Annotated in this window: 18 protein-coding genes; 10 read left to right on the top strand and 8 right to left on the bottom strand. The window is 58.9% G+C overall.

Annotated elements, in window-relative coordinates; all coding sequences use genetic code 11:
• Positions 1–106 (top strand): hypothetical protein (locus JQ586_RS41260; RefSeq protein WP_212399885.1); only part of this gene is annotated, 106 nt, incomplete at its 5' end.
• 28 nt (positions 107–134) lie between these two features.
• Positions 135–599: an Lrp/AsnC family transcriptional regulator gene (locus tag JQ586_RS38635; protein WP_212399884.1), complete on the top strand. Its 465-nt coding sequence runs from the start codon at positions 135–137 to the stop codon at positions 597–599.
• 416 nt (positions 600–1,015) lie between these two features.
• On the opposite strand, the gene JQ586_RS38630 is transcribed toward JQ586_RS38635, so the two are convergent.
• The 8 genes from JQ586_RS38630 to JQ586_RS38595 all read right to left on the bottom strand — a co-directional run bounded on the left by JQ586_RS38630 (position 1,016) and on the right by JQ586_RS38595 (position 11,398).
• Positions 1,016–3,238: a hypothetical protein gene (locus JQ586_RS38630; RefSeq protein WP_212399883.1), complete on the bottom strand. Its 2,223-nt coding sequence runs from the start codon at positions 3,236–3,238 to the stop codon at positions 1,016–1,018.
• An 844-nt stretch (positions 3,239–4,082) separates the two neighbouring features.
• On the bottom strand, positions 4,083–4,367 hold the full coding sequence (locus JQ586_RS38625; protein ID WP_212399882.1) for a BMC domain-containing protein: 285 nt from the start codon (positions 4,365–4,367) through the stop codon (positions 4,083–4,085).
• A 3-nt stretch (positions 4,368–4,370) separates the two neighbouring features.
• A complete protein-coding gene (locus JQ586_RS38620) occupies positions 4,371–6,851 on the bottom strand; it encodes a pyruvate, phosphate dikinase (RefSeq protein ID WP_212399881.1) in 2,481 nt (826 codons plus the stop codon).
• A 3-nt stretch (positions 6,852–6,854) separates the two neighbouring features.
• On the bottom strand, positions 6,855–7,430 hold the full coding sequence (locus JQ586_RS38615) for a hypothetical protein (protein ID WP_212399880.1): 576 nt from the start codon (positions 7,428–7,430) through the stop codon (positions 6,855–6,857).
• A gap of 64 nt (positions 7,431–7,494) precedes the next feature.
• Positions 7,495–8,904 carry a hypothetical protein gene (locus JQ586_RS38610; RefSeq protein ID WP_212399879.1) on the bottom strand — a complete coding sequence of 470 codons (1,410 nt, stop codon included), beginning with the start codon at positions 8,902–8,904 and terminating at the stop codon, positions 7,495–7,497.
• 37 nt (positions 8,905–8,941) lie between these two features.
• Positions 8,942–9,358, bottom strand: coding sequence for a PEP-utilizing enzyme (locus JQ586_RS38605; RefSeq protein WP_212399878.1), 417 nt, complete (start codon positions 9,356–9,358; stop codon positions 8,942–8,944).
• A 40-nt stretch (positions 9,359–9,398) separates the two neighbouring features.
• Positions 9,399–10,379 (bottom strand): HAD family hydrolase, encoded by a 981-nt coding sequence (locus tag JQ586_RS38600; protein WP_212399877.1) that lies wholly within the window; start codon positions 10,377–10,379, stop codon positions 9,399–9,401.
• Positions 10,376–11,398, bottom strand: coding sequence for a hypothetical protein (locus JQ586_RS38595; protein ID WP_212399876.1), 1,023 nt, complete (start codon positions 11,396–11,398; stop codon positions 10,376–10,378). Before JQ586_RS38595 ends, JQ586_RS38600 begins: the two co-directional genes overlap by 4 nt.
• Before the next feature lie 208 nt (positions 11,399–11,606).
• Between JQ586_RS38595 and JQ586_RS38590 the strand changes: the two genes are divergently transcribed.
• The 8 genes from JQ586_RS38590 (at position 11,607) to JQ586_RS38555 (ending at position 19,813) form a co-directional block, all read left to right on the top strand.
• Positions 11,607–11,906 (top strand): EutN/CcmL family microcompartment protein, encoded by a 300-nt coding sequence (locus tag JQ586_RS38590; protein WP_212399875.1) that lies wholly within the window; start codon positions 11,607–11,609, stop codon positions 11,904–11,906.
• Between the two features lie 55 nt (positions 11,907–11,961).
• Positions 11,962–12,261 (top strand): BMC domain-containing protein, encoded by a 300-nt coding sequence (locus JQ586_RS38585; RefSeq protein ID WP_212399874.1) that lies wholly within the window; start codon positions 11,962–11,964, stop codon positions 12,259–12,261.
• A 36-nt stretch (positions 12,262–12,297) separates the two neighbouring features.
• Complete coding sequence (locus JQ586_RS38580; RefSeq protein WP_212399873.1) at positions 12,298–13,707, top strand: aldehyde dehydrogenase family protein; 1,410 nt, start codon at positions 12,298–12,300, stop codon at positions 13,705–13,707.
• 2 nt (positions 13,708–13,709) lie between these two features.
• Entirely contained in the window at positions 13,710–14,537 is an 828-nt protein-coding gene (gene eutJ / locus JQ586_RS38575) for an ethanolamine utilization protein EutJ (RefSeq protein WP_212399872.1), read from the top strand.
• A 4-nt stretch (positions 14,538–14,541) separates the two neighbouring features.
• Positions 14,542–15,162: a BMC domain-containing protein gene (locus JQ586_RS38570; RefSeq protein ID WP_212399871.1), complete on the top strand. Its 621-nt coding sequence runs from the start codon at positions 14,542–14,544 to the stop codon at positions 15,160–15,162.
• Positions 15,159–16,412, top strand: coding sequence for a malate dehydrogenase (locus tag JQ586_RS38565; RefSeq protein ID WP_212399870.1), 1,254 nt, complete (start codon positions 15,159–15,161; stop codon positions 16,410–16,412). The genes JQ586_RS38570 and JQ586_RS38565 overlap by 4 nt, the downstream gene beginning before the upstream one ends.
• 1 nt (position 16,413) lies before the next feature.
• The gene (locus tag JQ586_RS38560) at positions 16,414–17,457 is read left to right on the top strand and encodes an alcohol dehydrogenase catalytic domain-containing protein (protein WP_212399869.1); all 1,044 of its coding nucleotides are present in this window, start codon (positions 16,414–16,416) and stop codon (positions 17,455–17,457) included.
• 145 nt (positions 17,458–17,602) lie between these two features.
• Complete coding sequence (locus JQ586_RS38555) at positions 17,603–19,813, top strand: GAF domain-containing protein (protein WP_212399868.1); 2,211 nt, start codon at positions 17,603–17,605, stop codon at positions 19,811–19,813.
• The last annotated feature ends 375 nt before the right edge of the window (positions 19,814–20,188 follow it).

Below are 20,188 nucleotides of genomic sequence, written 5' to 3'. Positions count from 1 at the left end.
TTCGGACCGCACCGCCAAGTACAACCAGCTGCTGCGGATCGAGCAGCAGCTCGGCAAACAGGCGAAGTATGCCGGCAAAAGCGCGCTGAAAGCGCTGGCCGGGTGACGTCTCGAAAAGTGTTCCAGGAACCCAGATGTCAATCGACCTAGATTCGATCGATCGAGCAATTCTCAAGACGCTGCAACAAAACGGCCGGATTCGAAACAATGAATTGGCTGAGCGTGTTGGCTTGTCTCCTCCGCCTTGCTTGCGTCGCGTACGTTTGCTTGAAGAAGCGGGCGTGATAGAGCGTTACGTGGCGCTGGTGGATCCTGCAAAAGTGGGGATGGGTTTAGCCTTGTCTGCCCGCGTTTGGCTCACCGGCCAGGATAACGAAACATTCGACACCTTTGTTGAGGCCATCCGGAGATTGCCGCAGATTGTCGAATGTCACCTTGTAGCAGGCGACTGTGATTTTCTGCTCAAGGTTGTCGCGAAGGATCTCGAAGCTTATCGTCGGTTTCAGATTGAGGAGCTTGCGAGCATCGAGGGAGTTCGGGGCATCAAGGCCGCCGTTCTGATGCAAAGGATCAAGCGATCGCATGAAATTCCCGTATGATCGTCAGACTGATCCATTTTTTGAAGCTATTCAGGTAAGCAAAAACTGCTGTTGGTCCCTCGCGGCATTCGCACGCGTGCCAGAATAAGGGGTAAGCCCTCGACAAAGACATCTTCGTGGAATTGGCGACATAGTCAAGCATCGGCTGGAGGATCTGGAGCTTGAGACGCATGTCCTGCGGGATGACTAGGGCGGGAAGGCCAGCCGGGCGACGAGCTGATAAGTAGAGGCAGGGTGGCTATTTCCGGATTTGGGCCTTAACGGACCGACTCACGCGCTTCTACGATGTCCGCTTCTGATTGTCGGGGATCGGCGTCGCCATCGCGGCACTGCGCGCTGAAGCAAGCGCGCCGGCCACTATCCGACCCGCCTCTGGTAACCGACAAAGCCGCCCGTTGATGGCAGTCCGCCAACCATCACTTTACGACGGCTAGGCGAACATCCCGCTGGGATGCGTCGGGGTGGAGCTCGGTGCCCGAATTCGTGTACGGAGCTGTCGCGAAGCAACCGAAGATCGGCATCACTGTTTCAAGGTCGCCGCGGTAGGCTTCGTAATCTGGCCCGCCCGGGCGAACAAAGCCAAGTTGGGGCGCTTGATCGACTACGCGTTTGAGGACGATCGGGGCGCTCGCGGGTGTAAAATGCGCGCCACCAGGATTTGACAGCGTCGTAATCAGACCGCGCATCGGCTCGGTGTTCTTTTCGGGGCGGGATACCATGATTAGCCGTATGGCGCCTTTTTCGAGGGTTACAAAGCTCAGGAATGGCCGCCCGTCCGGGATGTAAACTCGACCCTTTTGGACGTGTCCTGTATCGATCCGTTCTGCTTCCTCAAAGGTGAGGCAGGATTCGGCTTCGTCCCAATGAAGGTTCAGGAGGTAGGCGTTGATAGTGTCGGCTGCCGAGAACGCCGGCCGGAAGCAGACATACCGGCCCTCCATTGTTTCGACGCTCGCACGACTGTAGCCGCCGAGATCATCCAAGGGCGCGAACCTAGATAGCAGTGGGGCTTCGATGTCGTCAGCAACTGTCCGCGCGTCATTGAAGGAAACGGTCATGTGCGGATCGTTGGCTGCACGCTCGACGCAATCCTTGCGTATGCGCTCAGACTTGTTGAACACCGCGAGAACGACTGCGCCAACCATAAGGCCAGTTAACCCCGTGCTCATCGCGATGGTAGGAACTGCGTGTTCTGGATGAAAATAGAACTGGGCAAGCACCGTGTCACCGAGGAGAGAGCCGACCAACCATCCCGCCCCAGTAAGTGCTAGTCCGTTACCGATTGCCGCAATGCCTGCCAAACGGTACCAGCTCCAACGCAGTGAGCCCATGTAGCAACAAAGAAGCCCGAGTGAGATCGTGCAGATGAAAGGCGTAATCGTGCCAGGCAATCGCTCAAGAAACTGCTGAAGCACGTCCTGCACTCCGTCTCCTTGCGTCAAGGCAGCCAGGAGGGGAATACCAATGCGCAGAGCGATCGACAGTCCCACAACGATAAGACCCGCGATCACCAACTCTGCAACGGGCGGGTATGCGGGGCTATCTTCTTCATGACGCGCAATGAAACGTTGCGCCACCACGATTGCACCCAGGACCGCGAAGCCGATCGAGACACCGAAAGTGATCGCAATGGTCAAGACATGGCCTACCGGGATCGGACGCGTTCCCGGAGTGAACACCATCATAGCGACGCTCAATAACATGACGAGGAGAATTGTGGTTGCCCACTGATCCAGTCCGAACGTAGGCGTTGGGCGGGCATCAAAGCCCATGCCCGATAAGCGCTGCAGCCGTCCGTTGTGGGTTATTTCGGAGAACAGGACGTAACGCGCGACCAGGCCGCAAGTGAGGTTCGTGACTTCTGCGATGTTGCAATTCAATAGCTCTTTTAATTCGTGAGTGGGTTGTGGAGACGTGAAAAAGGCAAGGCTGCTGTGCATAAGTTCTTCGTAACGGACGTCTGCACGGGCAGCTGTCGTTTCTCCCATTTGCATGATCAGCGCGTATACAGATCGACCATGTCTGCTCCCAGCAAACTCAGGTGCCTCACCGGTGCTCCTGGGCGCAACGAATAGATTGTACAGAGCGACAGCCCTTGTGAAGCGGGCAGAAAGCGTACCGTCTCTACAGAAATCGAGCGCTTGGGGGCTGATGTTTTCTGAAATAATTTTGGTGACTTGGCGCCGAAGCCTCTCTGTTGGTTCAAAATCCGCGCCTTGCGCAAGTTCGACGGCGAGCCGATCGGCCTCACGCGGTATCGCCGCCAATTTGAAGCAGAATGTCCGCGCTGCGGTGTCGATCCGCGAAACTTGACGAAATTGCGAAGCAACAACGATGATGAGAGTGGCTACAATCGGAGCGTATTGAGCGAGTTCAGCTTGGGCCTCAGGATTCACCTGCGTCAGCTTGCTGCCGATCCAATCAAATCCGATGCTGCCCTGGACAAGCCCGATCATGATGACCAGCCAAAGCGGTATGATCAAAGCGCAATAGAATACCGCCCCGCAGAAGAACAGCGCGAAGGTCGTACCAGAGCGATTGGTGGGTGGAGAATTGAACCGCGTCCATGCGACCAGGAAAAGTGCCAGGACCGCAATAATCCATTCGCTCTTCGTAACGATTTCCTGGAAAATGTTCATGTTACGCACTCCCACAACCGATGGCACACTAAAGCGCCGATGCTGCCTGGTTCGGGCAGCAGAATTTGAGGGGTGCGAGCTAAACATGCGGTGCGTTTTGCTCGCACGTGCAAAGCCAACCTGTTAGGTATACCAAGCGAAGCGAACACAATGTGAGGTAGCATACACGTCGGCCGAAAATTCTCCGTTGCCTGGGGTGCGGAGGTTCATTCGGTCTCCTACGTTGCCTTTCACGCACCGGCCCTGGCTTGGGTTGGCCTCCCTCCAGCACGCCACGTAGATCGAGCGGATCCTCAAACTCGCATCTCCGCTTCGCAAAGCGCCACTGCGTGCGCGATCGATGCCATGAAGTGGCAGGAGAGGCCGAGCCTCGAGGCGCAATTGCCGTTCCTGCGCCGATGCTGCTTCAGACACCTTGCGAAGCACTTCCCGGACCCTGCGGCGGCCCGGGCGGGGGACCTCGGACTCTTAATCAGCGGGTCCCAGGTTCGAGCCGCGCCCGCCATACAACAGGTTGTGTTCACTACGTAATCTAGGGTGTTTTGCTCCTCGCAGTTATTTGGCGTGCCTGCCAAATAAGATAAAATGCGGATCTTCCGGTCACTTCCCCCGCCATCCACAAACCCTAGCGGCTTGCGATGCCGTGCCAGCCCAGCGCATCTTGGACGGATGGGAAGCAAGTCAAGGGAGCGGATCTACGGCGTCGCGGTCAAGGCCACGGCCGCGGCGTTGATCACGTCCCGCGTCATCTCGGACAGCGGCGTCGCGACGAACGCTTGATGAGGGCTGAGATGCCGCGCTTAGCTTCAGAAGCGAATTGCGGGGAAGGGGGCGGTTTGCTCTGTTACCTGACGGGTGGACGCTCCAAAATATCTTCCATACCGTCAATTGGCCGGGGAATGACATGCGCTGATACGACCTTGCCGATCTGCCGGGCCGCCGCCGCGCCCGCATCAACGGCCGCTTTTACCGCCCCAACGTCACCCTGCACGATGATGGAAATCAGCCCACCCCCCGCTTGTTGTTTCGTCACAAGTTTAACATTGGCTGCCTTCACCATCGCGTCAGCGGCCTGAATGGCAGCGACCAAGCCACTTGTCTCGACGAAACCGAGAGCCTGCATTGCCATAGGTCACTCCTTATCTGAACGCCCGAGCACGAAGCGAAGTTCATCGCGCCGCCCGACCGGCACGGAGAAACGGCGAAAGCCCATTTGATGCAGTTTGGCGAGCATTTCGTGAGGCATGCCGCCTCCCTCAACGCCAACGGACATGCCCCGTTCTGCTGCCGAAGTTGCGGCCGCCAAGAGGTTTGACACATATACCGGAAGTGTGCGGAACGGGTTTACGGGAATCAATGCTTCCTTTGCATACTGATCCAGCACATCAAGCGATTGCTGGACCTCGATTGGGAAGCCGCAAACCGTGCGGACGATATCGGCAACATCAATCCAGATCGGCGCGCCGGAATCGACAAAGTGCAAAATATTATCGAGCGCCATAACATTGTTGATGACCATCCCAGCGCTGAGGCCAACTCGCTTGGCTTTCTGTTGAAACGCGGCGAACTCGGCAACGGACGAGACGCCGCCAATCAGGACGCCCACCTCTTTGCGGTCGGCCGCGGCAGATATTCCGTCCAAAATGGCCTGCATGTAGCTCGACGAACCGAGAGGCAGGAAGAACCCGGCCGGCAATTCCTCCCAATTGTCGATCAAGCGGCGGGCCCGGTCCGAACTGACGCGGGGGAGCCGCAACCAGACGGGGCTCTCCGAGGCTCCCGCCACAGCGGGAGAGCAGGCGTCATGCACGATCGAGCGAATGGTGTTTGCGACGCTTGCTGGTGCGTCCGCGCGACCGATGGCGGCAGTCAGTTCAACGAATTTGGTGATAGTTCCGTGAGCAATGATCAGGTCTGTGATGCTGACGACGTTGCCCGTCCGCACCCCGGCATTGACCGACTCGACCAACTCTTCGCTCGACTTCGGCGACACCCACACGGAAGCGCTGGATTTCTCATCTGCCCAACCGAGCAAATGCTTCAGCGCCGGCAAGCCCGCGCCCGCGCCCTTCAGCTTGAGCACTCCGGCAAACACCTTCCCGGTGCTGCCGTCCATCGAGATCTGCTCGCCTTCGGGATAGGTCTTGCCGGCAATCGTAAACGTCTTGTTGTTGAGATCGACGTCAATCGCATCGCAACCGACGATGCAGGGTCGGTCGAGCGCTCGAGAAACGACGGCGGCATGACTCAGTGCGCCGCCTCTTGCGGTGATAATCCCGTTCGCGGCGATCATCCCCCGGATATCCTGGGGACTTGTCGTCGGGCGCAACAGAATGACGTTGTCACCCGCCAGCGCGCGCTCGGCCGCGCGATCAGCGTCGAGCACGGCGGCCCCGCACGCATGCCCTGGCGAAGAACCCAATCCCTGCGTAACCAGGTTCGCTCGTGCAAGGTCCTCATCGTCAAAGGCCGGCCGCGAGACCTTTCGAACTTGGTCGGGTGTGATACGCGCGAGCGCAGCGTCTCTGCTGATGGCGCCTTCCTCGACCAGGTCTTCGGCGATCTTGATCGCCGCGGCCGCCGTCCGCTTGGCCGGCCGTACCTGCAAAAAATATAGGCTTCCCGCCTCAACGGTGAACTCAATGTCAACCGCGTCACAATAGAGAGCCTCGAGCGTCTTGCTGTGTTTATCAAACGCCTCGCGCAACGCTGGATCGAGAGCCTTTGAATCGGATAGATCGATCGGTGTATGCGTTCCCGAGACAAGGTCTTCTCCTTGCCGGCCGATTAGATACTCGCCGTATAGTGCTCTCCGGCCATCGTTGGGGTTGCGCGTGAACGCAACACCCGAGCCGGAGTTTTCGTCGGCGTTGCCGAACACCATCGTCTGTATCGTCACGGCAGTTCCGAGATCATCAGAAATGCCGTGATGCTTTCGGTAGGCCTTTGCGCGCGCACTGTCCCATGACCGAAAGACCGCCTCGATCGTCTTATGGAGCTGATGAGTCGGATCTGCGCTGACGGGTTCTCCCTCCCTCTCGATGTGAGCAAGAATCGTTCGCTCCAACGCATCGAAAGAAGCTTGATCGAGGTCTTTTCGCGCTGTTGCTTCGGGGGTCTTCACCGCCTTCATAAGTTCGGCCGGGTCGATCCCCAGGACGATGTCGGCGAACATGCGCCAAAAGCGCAACCACGTATCGAGCGCGAAGTCGCTTCCCCCGGGGCCACCAGCGAGGGTTAGCGCTGACGCGGACGTCAGACCGAGATTGAGGACAGTATCCATCATGCCGGGCATGCTTACGGGCGCGCCTGATCGTATCGATATCAACAGCGGACGGTCCTTGTCCCCGAACAAACGGCCAGACTGCGCCTCAAGACCGCGGATCGCATTGTGGACCTGCACAAGAAGCTGTTCTCCGATTCTACCGCCATTGGCCCGGAATTGATGAAAGCCTTGAACGCCAATGACAAATGCGGGAGGGATGGGGATCCCAGCGCGGGCCATCTTGGCGAGCCCGCTCGCCTTGCCACCGAACCGCAGTGCATCCTCAACGTCGCTGTCGGTTACTTCCCGAACAAATGCGTTATTCGTCATGGTGGCCGCCATCCGCATGTCTCAGGTATCCCGCGGACGGCCAATCACGGAGAGGATGTCCTCGTGAAATTCGAACCACACATTGTGAACGGAATCGAGCGTCGGTTTGCATACATAGTCCTTTTCGCCCTGGTCCACGAGCGCGACGCTTGCGCCGAACCTATCCACATAGGCTTGATAGCGCGGAATTAATGGTGTCAGTTCTTGGATGTTCTTAGTCAGTCGCTCAACCGTCTTGATGAGTCGCGCCTGAATACGATCGTCACCATCGGCTGACTGCCACTCGCTGACCTGCTTGATAAACTGATCATTGATCGTCTCAAAGCGCTCGTACCATGCCAGAACGGATTGATTGGAGCGCAGCGCCCCGTAGGCGGTCTTATAGAATTCGTGCACGGCATTGGTACCGTCGGGCAGCAGCAGATACTTGCCCTCGGCGACCATCAACTGTCCTTTGTCGGCCGCCGCGTTAAGCACGGCCTCGGCTTCTGCCGCGCCAACACCAACGGCGCGCGCCAACTCTTTCGCGGTCGCCATCTTCTTGAGGTGGGCGCCGTTCAGAACGAGAAACTCGTTTTCGCTTAGAGCTGTCATCATCCGTCCAATCGATGCGGAGGCCGGGCGCCGCACGAAGCGGCGCCCGGCATGGCTTATTTGCGGCCTACTTCCAGTAGTACTTCGACCGGTTGAGGCTCACATTGTCGGGGAACGGAAGATAACCTTCGCCCGAGAAGATCTTCTGGGGCACCGTCGCTTGGGCAAAACCCCGCTTCACAATGTCATAGTAATAGTTGGAAACGCGCTGGTCGATCTCCCAGAATTCGTAGTCCGTGCAAGCCTTGTCGTAAGTGCCGGCCAGGCGTAGATGGGGCAGGATCATGTCGATATAGTACACATACATACCGTTTGTGATAAGGGTGCGCCGCGACATTCGCGAGAACTTCGTATACAGCTTGAAGGTCGCTTGCTGGATCCCCTCGAGGCGCTTGTCGAGCTCCGAGATCTTGACTTGATAGACCTCCCCCATCGGCGTATTCCACTTCTCGCGCACGAAGACCGCGCCGCCGACGATATGCTCGATGTAGTTCTTCGGCCGCGTGAAGGTCGTCGAGATGTCGTTCACCCGGATTTCCGACAGAGCCATCTTATCGGGGTCGATGACGAGGCACAGCGTGTAGCAGTGCGGCACGTTCTCGTGGTCGCAGACGTCACTCCAATCATAGACCTCCTCGTTGGTGAAAAGATCGCGAATGATCATGATCTTGCCGTCCGGAAGTTCGTAGGGACCGGTGTCGCCGAGACCCAATCGGCAGTCGTAGTGATCGAGGAACGAGAGAAGCTCGGCGGCGGCGTTGAAACGCACCAGGGAATCATGCTTCTCGCTGCCGGGCTCGAAGTATTCGACCTGGCCGAGGAGCTTGTCGAGAATGTCCTTCTCGTGGATCTTGCAACGATACCGGTCCTGGGAGTTCAGAATGTAGCCATCCTGGCGCTTGCCCCAGAGGACACGCTGCATAAACTTCAGAATGATGTTGCTTTCACGAACGTAATCCTGCGGCTGGATCGCTTCCAACGCTAGCAGGCCGCAACGTCCCATGCCGAAGCCAACAGCGCCGATGCACCAGTCGTGGACGCAGTTGACTTTGGTGCCGATCTCGCGCCGAGCCGATGCGCCGATGTCGATGATCCCTTGGGCGCCGACCTCGTTAGTCGTCATCTCGAGGATTTCGGGCCAACGATAGAATTCGTGCATGAAGGCGAGAATTTCGTATTCCTGACGCGGAATCATGCCGGAAACGCCTTCGGTCGCGCGCATCACGAGCACGTCCCAGATGTTCCATGCGAGATAGTTATTGAGGTCGTTCAGTTCGTCGACCGTGAACTGGTCCCGGAGCACATCTTCCTTACTCACTTTCTCCAGAACTTTGCTCTTGGCACGCTGGCGCAAGACCTTGTCGCCCAAGATGCCATCGGGTACAGGGTCCATGCCTTTGAAGTTGCCCTGGTAGACAAGATCTTGAAAGCGCATACCGTCGTCCGCAGACTTGTAACGGTCCTTATAAGTAGACATCGGCTTCCTCCTCGATTGCGATTATGTCTGGAATTAATCAGCTGATGATGGCGATGCGGCCTGTCTCCCTATCCTCGCAATGCAGCTGCACTTTCTTGCCCTCGAGGGCCTTGATGATGGCAGCAAAATGCGCGTTGTTATTACCGCCCGTTACGTAGCGGGAGTCGCTATCCGTGAGGTAAGCCGTCATCACGCAGGGCATCTGGAATTCTCGGGAGAGGATCCCGAGATGTGACTCGGGAGCGCCTGACATTGTGATCACGCCAATGGATCCCATGCTCAAGGCTGGCGCCAGGAAGGTTGTCGTCCCTCCCTGAACGAGAAGAATGTGTTCCTTCAGCTTGCCGCTCTGAATGAGCGCGATGACGGACTTTGGATCCGGGAGATATTTGACAATTCCTGACGGCGTCTTTTTGGTCTCGAAGCTATTGTAACCTTCCGCGACGTAACTCATAAAAGCTCCTCCCTGTGTGTTAGCTTGGTATGAAGATTGGTCAGTGGATCGGGGGCCGTTCGCTTCCTCTAAGCCGACGAAGGCTATTCAAAAGGAGATTATCGGCGCTGCTGGCGCGCCCGATCGACGGCACGTCCCGCGCTTGGCAGCTTCCGACGTCGCGCGCGGTGCGTTTATCGAGAGCCTCTGTCGCAGCCATTCGCCGGCCGCGGCGGATGGCTGCCGCACTGGCAAGCTCACTGTGCTGAGATCCGCAGTTGCAGTGCGACCCGCCGTTTCCGCAGCAGGCGTTAGGCTCGGTGAGAGTCCCGAGCGCGCAACTCGAGGCAAAGCCATCGGGCAGTAATTGCGCCACCAGCTCTTGCGGCCAAACGGCGACAAATTCTGCGCCAGCTGCCAGCAACTGCTGCTCGGAATGCATGCCCCAGGCGACCCCAATGGCTCTGACGCCACATTCCACCGCGTGCCGGATGTCGCCTACAGTGTCAGTGACGAGGGCGATCTGGTCTGCGCTCGGAAGCTCAGGATCATGATCCTCGCGATAGGCGGGAGAGCAGTTGCGGCTGACCAAATACGAGCGATCCGCTAGAAAACGCCGAACGCAGGCCCGCTTGTCCTTTTCAACATCGCCGCCGAACACGTGCGAGAAGCAATGGGTCAATCCTTCCCGATCCAATATGCGCCTGATCGTTGCAACGGAATTGGAGGAGATGACCGCAAGCGAGCAGTTCCCGGCAAAGGCTCTTACGACGTCCGCCATCCCCGGGACAACCTCCGGATTATATTCCCGCTGCAGAAGATCAAGGAAATGCCGTCCCGCTTCTTCCGCTCGTCGCTCGTCACCGCAGTGCTTCTGAAGCCCGTGAAACATGTTGTCTTCGAGCAGACGGAAGAACTCTGACTGGCTATTGATACCGAGCCCGAGAGCGGCGTTTGTTTTGGCGAAGACACGCCATGACGCTTCTCTGGTTTGCACCAGCGTTCCGTCGAGGTCGAAAAGGACAGCCCGTACGGGTTTCATCGCGCTTCAGCCATCCCAGCACGAATGCGCGTCTCCGGAGAGGCATTCAGCGCGGTCAGCTGTGGCATCTCAAAGAAGTCCTGGATCTCGCCGTAGCCGGTCAGATTTCCGCAGGTCCACCGCGCGAGCGCGTTGAATGACACCATGTTGGGCCAGCACTGCCACGGGAAGCTGGTCAGTCCCTTGCCACGCAGCTTCCATTCCCGATCGCTGCTGTCGGTCAGAACCAGGTCGACCTCGTCGGCGTACCGGTCGCGTGACCTCTTCGTCGTGCCATGGGCAGCCTTCAGGCCGAAGAGTTTGCCTTTCTCGACCACGTAGCCGTGCGCCAGCGACAGTGCGCGACCGTTTGTCTTGGGGTCGAAACTGAAAATGACGTGAACAGCAAGATCCTTTGAGAAGTGAGCGTGCAACCAACTCATGTTGGGTGCGCCGCGTTCGGGGCGGGGTCCCCAACTGTGATCCATCGTCGAAATGCAGTCGATCGGGAATGTCTTTCCGCGGACAGCGACCTTGCCCTCGAAATGGCCGGTCTGGTCGAAATGACCGTTATAGGCGGTTCCCCAAGCGAACTTGCCGCCTTGTTCGGCTTCTTTCAGGGCTTTCGCCTTCATCGGGTCCATGTCAGGATCGTGAATGTCGAAAGGAAGCATGATCGAACGATAGGTGACGTCGATCAGGGTGCCCTCGCCGTCGTCGTAGCCAATGTGCCAGTCCATATTGGGACGCAGGCACTTGATGCTGAGCGAGTTCTCGAGGGTGAATGCGCTGAGATCGCGCGGCTCGGGAATTGGCATCGATGCCCGCAGATCGCAGAAGTCCGCTTCCCAGGGCGTATTGGCGAACCCTGAGTTCATACAAATTGTGGAACTGACGATACCCAGATTGGGCCGAAACAGCGCGTAGACGCCGATATTGAGTTTCGCTTCAGCGTTGAAGAACCCAAAAAAGTTCGTCTCCGCCCAATTCGAAACGTGCGCGTCCGCCTTATGAAAATGGACGTCTTCGTCTTGGATCATGCTGGTCCTCCCTAGCAGGTGCTCTTAACGGCACCCTCTGCGAGCACCGTCATCATCCGCATTTAGAATGCCCCCGCCACGGACGTCCAAGATAAATCGACCGGCTGTTTTTTATCTCCAAGAGAGAATGACGCCCCACGGCTTGGCCCTTAGTGTCCGCGAAAATGGCGTCAATCGAGCGCCGACAATCGTGCCCAGGGAGTGCGCCATGGAGATCGGGCGTGTGGTCGGAACAGTCGTTTCGACAATCAAGTCGTCCGGCCTGAATTCCTACAAACTGCTGGTCGTGCAGCCCGTGCAGGTTGAAGCGGACAACGCTTCACCTTTGGAGGGTGCGGCCTATGTCGCCATCGATCTCGTGGGTGCCGGCGAAGGCGAAACCGTGCTCGTGACGCGCGGGAGCGCCGCCCGCGTTCCCGAAACGGCCAGCGTGCCGACCGATGCCGCGATTATTGCCGTAATCGATACCGTGCAAATCGGCAGCAACAATGTCTACGCCAAAACATGACCGGCAACGACGCCTGTCGAGAACTTCATCTCAACCTCAACAAGGAGACGCTCAAATGAATACGACACCAGCGGCTGGTCAACCAAAAGGGGCTCTCGGTCTTATCGAGACCAAAGGCCTGGTAGGCGCCATCGAGGCCGCCGACGCTATGGTGAAGGCCGCCAATGTACGGCTCATCGGACGCGAACAAATCGGTGGAGGCTTGGTGACCGTGATGGTTCGCGGCGACGTGGGCGCCGTTAAGGCGGCTACCGATGCCGGCGCGGCGGCCGCCGGAAAGGTTGGCGAAGTGGTCTCCGTTCACGTCATTCCCCGGCCGCATGAGGATGTCGAAGGAATTCTCGGCAAAGGCTAGCCGCCGTCGCTCACCTGATTTTCTGACTTCCAATTCATGAGTGAGTTCATGGGCGTGGGAATGGAGCTTGATTCCGATTTGGCGGGTCTGGCGGAGGCGCGCAGCAAAGCGCGTCAGGCGCGGGTGGCCTTCGAGGTGTTCGCTAACGCGGATCAGGAGAAAGTCGACCGCATTGTTCGGGCAATGGCGGACGCAGGGACAGCTGCCGCCAAGGAGCTTGCCCGCATGGCTGTCGACGAGACCGGGTTCGGTGTGTACGAGGACAAGATCCTCAAAAACCTCTACAACACCAAGTTCGTCGCGGCGTCGATGCTTCCGATGCGGACGGTAGGGGTCCTGTGGGTCGACGAGGTCAACCGCATGACGGCTATTGGGTCCCCCATGGGCGTCATCGCGGCGATCATTCCCGTGACCAACCCGACCTCAACTGTGCTGTTCAAATGTCTGGCGGCAGTGAAGTCGGGCAACGCTGTCGTGTGTGCACCGCACCCTCGCGCCGTACGGTCTTGCGTTCGGGCCACGCAGATCATGGCAGAAGCCGCGATCAAGGCCGGTGCCCCCGAAGGCCTTATTTCATGCCTGGAGCTCCCCACCATTCAGTCGACAGGGGAGCTGATGCGTCATCCCGATGTGTCCGTGGTGCTTGCAACCGGCGGGCCCGGCATGGTGCGTGCGGCGTACTCGAGCGGCAAACCGACCTTCGCGGTCGGCGCCGGCAATGTGCCCGTCTACATCCATCGAACGGTCAAGGACGTGAAGGAAGCCGCGCTCATGGCCATCACGTCAAAATCATTCGACAACGGCACAGCGTGCGTCGCCGAGCAATCGATTGTGCTGGATGAGCCGATCGCCGATGCGGGAATTGCCGCCTTCGCGGCTCAAGGAACATACTTTCTGAACGAGGCGGACCAAAAAAAACTGGCCCAGCTCATCTTCACCGATAAAGGCGAACTCAGGCCGGAAGCGGTTGGCCTGTCAGCGCAAGAATTGGGCCGTCGGATTAATGTCGGCATTCCCGGAGATTGTAAGGTCCTCGGAGCGCAATTGACCGAAGTGGGTCCGCAAGCGCCGCTGTCGCGCGAAATCCTTGGCCCCGTTCTGTCGTTTTATCGGACCGCCGATCTCCCTGCGGCTTACGAACAATGTCGCAAAATCCTTGCGTTCGGCGGCGAAGGCCACACACTCGGTCTTCACTGCGAGGATGATCAAGTCATCGCCACTATGTCTGCCCTTCGCGCCGGACGCATCGTCATCAACACACCGACGCTGTTCGGAGGCATGGGTTACAGCTGTGCGACCGATCCATCTTTTATGCTTGGCACTGGAACCTGGAGCGGCTCCATTGTCTCGGACAACGTGACCCCACTTCATCTCATCAACATAAAGCGCATCGCGCATGAAGTGCGCCCGTGGCGCTCACTCTATCAAGCGAACATGGGGATCTGACTATGCTCGCGCGCGTGAAATCGAACGTGTCGTCGGTCAATCTTGAAACGGTCGCATTCCTGGAAGCGGCGGCCGCGACCTTTCGTGCCCCGACGTCCAACGCGCCAGTCTTCTTTGGTGTGGATCTCGGGACTGCAACAATTGTGCTGACTGCCGTCGACGAAGAAGGAAGTCCTGTCTATTGGGACAGCCTTCCTTGCCAGGCCGTGCGGGACGGCGTTGTGGTCAATTTTGGCGATGCGGTCACCGCCGTCAAACAGCTAAAGACTGTGGCAACAACCGCGCTGCGGACCGAAATCTCCGCAGCCGCGACAGCATTTCCGCCGGGTGTCCCGGAAGCCGAGGCGCGCGCTTGCCGTTATGTCCTCGAAAATGCCGGCATCACATGCCGCCATCTGGTCGACGAGGTATCCGCCGCGCAGGCTCTGCTCCGATTGGACAATGGAGCGATCGTCGATGTCGGCGGAGGTTCCACGGGGGTTGGCATCGTTGAAAACGGCACCATTGTTGCGCTCGACGATGAGCCCGGCGGTGGTCATCACCTGGACCTCATTCTCGCCGGGGCGCTGAGAATCCCAATCGAAGATGCCGAGGAACGCAAGCGTCTTGGCAAGGAAGATTACTCTCACATCCTTCGTCCGGGCGTTGAGCGGATCGCAAGTTCAATTCTCCGACAGATCAGGGATCGCACCGTTCAATCGATTCACCTCGTGGGCGGTGCGGTCCGGGTTCCTCACGCAGCCACTATCGTGAGCCACTTCTGCGGAATTGAGACCTGGGCCTACCCGCACTCGGAACTTGTCACTCCATTCGGAATCGCAAAGAGCTGAACCCATGGACTTTCAACTGCGAACCTACGCGTTTATCGACAGCATGCAGCCCCAGGCGGCCGCGCATGTCGCATCCACTTGTCAGGGCGACGTGCCCGTGGCTGGCATGTCTGAACTGTTTATCGAGGTTGCGCCCGGCAACGAGATCTTTCGCTGTGCAGATATCGCGCTTAAAGCCGCCGATGTCCGCCCGGCGCTCCAAATCATCGAGCGCGAGTTCGGTCTTCTCGAGATTCACTCCCATACGCAATCCGAAGTACTCGCGGCTGGCCAAGCCGTCCTCGATTATCTCGGCCTCAAGGAAGAGGATCGCGTTCGGCCGACTATTGCGTCTTCGCAGTTCGTGACGAACGTCAATCCTTACCAGGCGCAGCTGATTAACAAGTGGCGTAAAGGTAATTTGCTTCTGCCACGGTCGAGCCTGTTTGTGCTTGAAGCGACGCCCGCCGCGTATGTGACTCTCGCTGGCAATGAAGCCGAAAAGGCCGCCAATATCAGCTTGATCGAAGTGCGCGCGGTCGGACGGTTTGGTCGGCTGTTCATCTCGGGCACAGAAAGCGAAGTCGAAACGGCAGCGAAGGCTGCCGTCGCCTCGTTGGAGGAACTGGGAGGAGCTAAGGTATGAGCGTCATTTCTGTTGCGGACATCGAGAACGCAAATGGTGCTCTCGTCATTTCCGCTAGGGATATTCTGACGCCTCTGGCGGCCGACCGGGCCAAGGAGCTCAATGTTCGGATCGAACGATCGAGCTCGGTGAAGGTCTCTCCAACGTCTGCGATCCCGCTTGTGCCAACGACATCGGCGGCGCGGCCCACTCCCGCAGCACCGCCATCCGCAAAGCCCGGTTCAATCCAGCCGGGCGCGCTCTCGGGCTCTCTCTACCGCCGCGGCGCACCTGTGCCCCCGCAGATGCGGGTTCAGGGGCAGCCAGTTACCGCCACGCGCGACGATCGACCGCGGGCCGCGGTAATTGGCGCTGGGCATGTTGGCGCCATGACGGCGCTTCGGCTCGCTGAAACCTCTCTGTTCTCCTGCGTGACCTTGGTCGATATCGTTCCCGGCCTTGCCCCGGGACTGGCCCTCGACATGTGGCATAGTGCTGGGTTGCGAGGATTCACAACCCGGATCGAAGGAAGCACCGATCTCGCCGCACTCGAAGGCGCAAGCTATGTCGTCATGACGGCCGGCCGTCCTCGTCAACCTGGCATGAGCCGTACCGATCTGACGGGCGTGAATGCGGAAATCGTAGGCGGCGTCGCTGACGGAATTCGCCGGTACGCGCCCCGGGCGGTGGTGGTCGTCGTCACCAATCCGCTTGAGGAAATGACTCATCTGATGGCCAAGCGCACCGGCTTTCCCGCAAGCAGGGTGATCGGGATGGCCGGCGTGCTCGACAGCGCGCGATTCTGTTCGCTCATCGCGCTCGAAGGCGTAGCAAAGCCCCAAGACGTGGACGCCATCGCCCTGGGCAGCCACGGGGCCGAAATGGTCATTCCCCTGAGTTTGGCTACCGCAAATGGCCGGCCTCTCGAAGAGCTGATCGCCAAGGATCGCCTGGCCGCCATCGTCGAGCGAGCACGCGATTCTGGCGCCGAGGTCGTCAAGCTACTGCAAAAAGGCAGTGCCTACTTCTCGCCCGCCGAGTCCGCTGCCTCGATGGTGGCCGCCATGGTGAAAGGTAGCAGTCCCGTGATAGCCGCTTGCGTGCAGTCCGGCGGCGCGTACGGAGTGGTGAACACGCGCGTTGGTCTTCCCGTTCGCCTCGATGCCAATGGCGTCAAGGAGATCGTCACGCTTTCCTTACGATCCGACGAACAGGCAGCGCTCGTAGAGGCTGCGAAAAGCATCGCCAAGCGCATTTCCGAACTGGGTTGATATGCGTGCCATTGTCTACCAGGGTCCCGGGACCATTGCGGTGCAAGAGGTGTCTCTGCCGCAACTCGAGCAGCCTGCAGATGCGTTGGTCCGCGTAGAACTCGCGGGTATTTGCGGCACCGACCTGCATGTGATTGCCGGCGATTTTGCAGGGATCCGACCCGGCGCCATAATCGGTCATGAGTTCGTCGGTGAGGTGATCGCGGTTGGGGGAGCGGTGACACGATTCAGGGTGGGCGACCGGGTCATGTCATCGGACTTTACCGCGTGCGGCCACTGCCATTGGTGTAACCGCGGTGATCATTGGGAATGTCACGAGAGAGCGTTCTTCGGAACCGGGACGTCGTTTGGGCCTGCGCTTCAGGGGGCCCAGGCGGAGATTGTGCGCGTTCCGCATGCTGATACGACGCTGGCTTTGAGGCCGAATGGGTGTTCCGACGAGGCTGCCATTCTGCTTGGCGACAATCTGGCGACTGGATGGGCGGCGATCGAGCGCGGTGCTCTGCTGCCCGGAGAAATCGTAGCCGTCATAGGTGGCGGCAGCGTGGGTCAGCTCGTGAGCCTGTCCGCACAAGCGGCCGGAGCCGGAGCCGTTGTAGTGATCGAGCCGAGCGAATCCCGCAAAGCCTTTGCCCGCGCTCATGGCAGTCTTGCAGCCTCGCCCGGTGAGGCCCGCGCCCTGATCGACAGACTCACCGAGGGTGAGGGGGTTGATCTCGTCATTGAAGCCGTTGGAGCAGCCACAACCCTGAGCACGGCCTTTGATCTCGTAAGAAAGCGTGGTCGCATCATTTCGGTCGGCGCGCACGCCTCCGAGAGTTGGTCATTTCCTCTCGCCAAGAGTTTCGCGAACGAGCTCACGCTGGGCTTTGCGATCGGTGACTCGATCCGGCTTCGTCCGAGACTTCTGTCACTGATCACGACCGGCGCTCTCGACCCCACCGTCATTGTGGATCGTCGCGTCGGATTTGCAGGGGCCGCACAGGCCTATGCCGATCTTAAGCTCCAGAAAGTCATGAAGGCCGTGATCGACCCTCGGATTTAACGGCCGATAACCCCTACGCCGTTGCCAATTAAAGTCAGTCAGAGCAAGCTCTTATCAGAGTGGTAGCCGTGCTGCGTTGCACAAGAACGGCATCGCGAAGGCGAGCCATTGCAGCGCAAGGCGAGACCGCTCGGGAGGAGTATGCATGAGCAGGACCGCGCCGTTGGCGTACGTCGCTTTAGAGCCGCATCTGGCTCCGGGTGCCTTGTTGAAGGACGCCATCGGCACCCTCGTGAACGCAGCGGACCATGGCCCGCAAGCGCTGTTTTCCGAAGCTCGTATTCTCTTTCGCAATCTGCTTGGTGCAAAGGACGTCCGGCTCCTCGTCCGCTCAGGCGGCGCCTGGCGGGAATGGGAAAAGCTCAACGACGGCGCCGACGAAGCGTTGATCGAAAGCCTGCCCGACGCTCCGGCCGAGGTGGTCATTTTCGAGAACTCCGCCTTTATTCCTGTGCAACTCGCCAGCGTAGGCCTGCTTGCCGAGGGCATTAGCAATCCTGCAGTGCTTCATGACGCCGCTCCGGTCCTGTCCAAGGTTTTCGGTCTCGCGATCGCGTCGAGTGAAAGTCAGAACGTCAATCCCGATAAGCTCGAAGCCATCCGCGTGTTCCAGCGCGTTGCAAACAAGATCCTCAAAAGTCAGGACCTGCAGGAGATTTTTCTGCAGATCACGCACGAAGCCAAGACCAGGCTCTCGGCCGATATCTGCGGCATCATGCTTCTCGAGGACGACGCTCTCGTCATGAAGCGTTGCACCGGAAACCTTGCGATCGAGACCGCACGCCTCAGCATGAAGGCAGGTCAGGGCGTGGGTGGGCGGGTATTGCAGACCCGACAACCCTGTTCAATTGAGGATTACATTCAAAGCGAGATCATCAGTCGAGACTTTATGAACCTGGCGCGCGCCGAGCGCGTCCGTTCAGCCTTGGCTGTTCCGCTTATGTCACAGGACCAGGTGATCGGTGTCCTTGAGGTCTGGAGGCGCAAGCCCTCCACCTTCACGGCCCAACACACCGCGGAACTCGCGACACTCGCCAACCTTGCATCCTTGGCCATCGAGAATGCGGCGCTCCTTGAAGCGCGCGAGTTGGCCGCGCGGAAGCTGAAGGACGCGCATGCCGAACTGCAGCAGCGGTATGATGTCATAAGAAACTGGGCCGATCTGCAGGAAAGTCTCATCGCCACCCTGCTCAACGGTGGCAGCCTGTCGGAAATCGCTCAACGCGCGCACGAGCATCTGCGTTCACCGGTTCTGATTCTCGACAAGCAGCTCGACGTTAAGGCGTCCCATCCTCTTGACTCCTTGGCCGACGGGACCCTGCGTGCGGTCCGCGTCGGGATCTCACAGAGTACGGGATTAGAGACGCGCTACAAGACGGTGACATCAGGCTCGCTTCGTTTCGCTTACCAAAGTATCACCGCTGGATCGGAACAGTTGGGCTGGGCTATCCTCGTCGATCCAGAAATCGAAGACGCAAGTGCCCAGCTTGCGATCACAGAGCTTTGTGTCACCGCAGCGCTTCATCAAACCAAGGAGAGGGCGGCCGCACGCGCTCTCACCGATAAGCTGGCCATGCTTACGTGGGATCTGCTTGAAGGTCCGGATCATCTGCGCCAGCTCGCGCTGCAGCGCGCGAAGGAATTGAATGCGGAGATCCCCGGCGATTACAGCGTTCTCGTTTGCTGCGTGGATGGTATCGATAGACCTGGAAAGGCAGGATTGCTGACCGGCGGTGAAATCGAAGCCCGCCGGCGTTCGGTCGCTGAGGCCCCGGATCGCTTACCGTCCCGCCACCTAGTACGGCTCTCGGGGCTGCGCGGCAACGAGTTGGCCCTCGTGGTCTCTACGCCCGATGTCGTACGCTTGCGCGACTTCGCTCAAAGCCTAATGGCGGAAGTGATGCGGCGCGTTCCCGGCTCGCTTGTCTATGTCGGCTTAAGTCGGAGCTGTCGCGATCCCATGCTTATGCCGAACGCATGGAAGGACGCTCATATCGCGCTGGATGTTGCGCGCCAAAGCCGCCAAGCGGCGGTTGTTGGCTTCGACGATGTCGGTGTCGCGGGGCTCCTCATGAGCATGCGGGAAGGCGCCGACTTTCACCAATTCGTGAAAGAAACCTTGGGCAAACTGCTCGAAGAGAAGAGCCCGCAACGAGAGGTGCTCCTGCGAACGCTGCGAACCTTTTTTGCATGCAATTGTTCGCAGCAGGCCGCGGCCAAGGAACTGCGCGCTCATCAGAAGACTGTCGCCTATAGACTTGACAAGGTCGAGCGAATAACGGGGCTTCGGCTTGCCACGCACGAGCAGCGGGTTCTCCTCTATCTTGCGTTACAAATGAACGACCTCATCGCCTGAGCCGATGGTGAAAATCGGTTCGTCCGCCTGACTGACGATCTGGCTCGGCACTCTACGGGCAGCTCGGATTTCTGCGCTTGTTGTCCTGCAGCGCATCCACTCACGTTGCGACGCTCAGGCGGGATTCCGCTGGCGCCATAGCCGGTCGAGAAAGTGAAGGGGAACATCGTAAGCTTGGCCCGGTTCTGCCCGTCAGACCATTGTTCAGTCTGAGGACTTCTCCTGCTGGTCCGATCGCCGCACAAGCCCAGCGATTCCCACCAAGAGCCACACCAGGCCACCCACTATGAGCAGGTAGGCGGAGATTTCGGCCGCGCTCATTTTTTTGCCTTACGATCTCGACCAGCCGGAACGGCACCCAATCACTGCTTCTCT

Origin of the sequence: Bradyrhizobium jicamae (assembly GCF_018130215.1) — a bacterium.
Taxonomy (GTDB): domain Bacteria; phylum Pseudomonadota; class Alphaproteobacteria; order Rhizobiales; family Xanthobacteraceae; genus Bradyrhizobium; species Bradyrhizobium jicamae_A.
The sequence above is the reverse complement of the archived record's forward strand: the minus strand, read 5'-3'. Positions and strand labels throughout refer to the sequence as shown.

Excerpts from the sequence above, each read along its gene's own strand:
- JQ586_RS38635 (WP_212399884.1), top strand. The coding sequence starts at position 135 with ATGTCAATCGACCTAGATTCGATCGATCGAGCAATTCTCAAGACGCTG.
- JQ586_RS38630 (WP_212399883.1), bottom strand. The coding sequence starts at position 3,238 with ATGAACATTTTCCAGGAAATCGTTACGAAGAGCGAATGGATTATTGCG.
- JQ586_RS38625 (WP_212399882.1), bottom strand. The coding sequence starts at position 4,367 with ATGGCAATGCAGGCTCTCGGTTTCGTCGAGACAAGTGGCTTGGTCGCT.
- JQ586_RS38620 (WP_212399881.1), bottom strand. The coding sequence starts at position 6,851 with ATGCGGATGGCGGCCACCATGACGAATAACGCATTTGTTCGGGAAGTA.
- JQ586_RS38615 (WP_212399880.1), bottom strand. The coding sequence starts at position 7,430 with ATGATGACAGCTCTAAGCGAAAACGAGTTTCTCGTTCTGAACGGCGCC.
- JQ586_RS38610 (WP_212399879.1), bottom strand. The coding sequence starts at position 8,904 with ATGTCTACTTATAAGGACCGTTACAAGTCTGCGGACGACGGTATGCGC.
- JQ586_RS38605 (WP_212399878.1), bottom strand. The coding sequence starts at position 9,358 with ATGAGTTACGTCGCGGAAGGTTACAATAGCTTCGAGACCAAAAAGACG.
- JQ586_RS38600 (WP_212399877.1), bottom strand. The coding sequence starts at position 10,379 with ATGAAACCCGTACGGGCTGTCCTTTTCGACCTCGACGGAACGCTGGTG.
- JQ586_RS38595 (WP_212399876.1), bottom strand. The coding sequence starts at position 11,398 with ATGATCCAAGACGAAGACGTCCATTTTCATAAGGCGGACGCGCACGTT.
- JQ586_RS38590 (WP_212399875.1), top strand. The coding sequence starts at position 11,607 with ATGGAGATCGGGCGTGTGGTCGGAACAGTCGTTTCGACAATCAAGTCG.
- JQ586_RS38585 (WP_212399874.1), top strand. The coding sequence starts at position 11,962 with ATGAATACGACACCAGCGGCTGGTCAACCAAAAGGGGCTCTCGGTCTT.
- JQ586_RS38580 (WP_212399873.1), top strand. The coding sequence starts at position 12,298 with ATGAGTGAGTTCATGGGCGTGGGAATGGAGCTTGATTCCGATTTGGCG.
- eutJ (WP_212399872.1), top strand. The coding sequence starts at position 13,710 with ATGCTCGCGCGCGTGAAATCGAACGTGTCGTCGGTCAATCTTGAAACG.
- JQ586_RS38570 (WP_212399871.1), top strand. The coding sequence starts at position 14,542 with ATGGACTTTCAACTGCGAACCTACGCGTTTATCGACAGCATGCAGCCC.
- JQ586_RS38565 (WP_212399870.1), top strand. The coding sequence starts at position 15,159 with ATGAGCGTCATTTCTGTTGCGGACATCGAGAACGCAAATGGTGCTCTC.
- JQ586_RS38560 (WP_212399869.1), top strand. The coding sequence starts at position 16,414 with ATGCGTGCCATTGTCTACCAGGGTCCCGGGACCATTGCGGTGCAAGAG.
- JQ586_RS38555 (WP_212399868.1), top strand. The coding sequence starts at position 17,603 with ATGAGCAGGACCGCGCCGTTGGCGTACGTCGCTTTAGAGCCGCATCTG.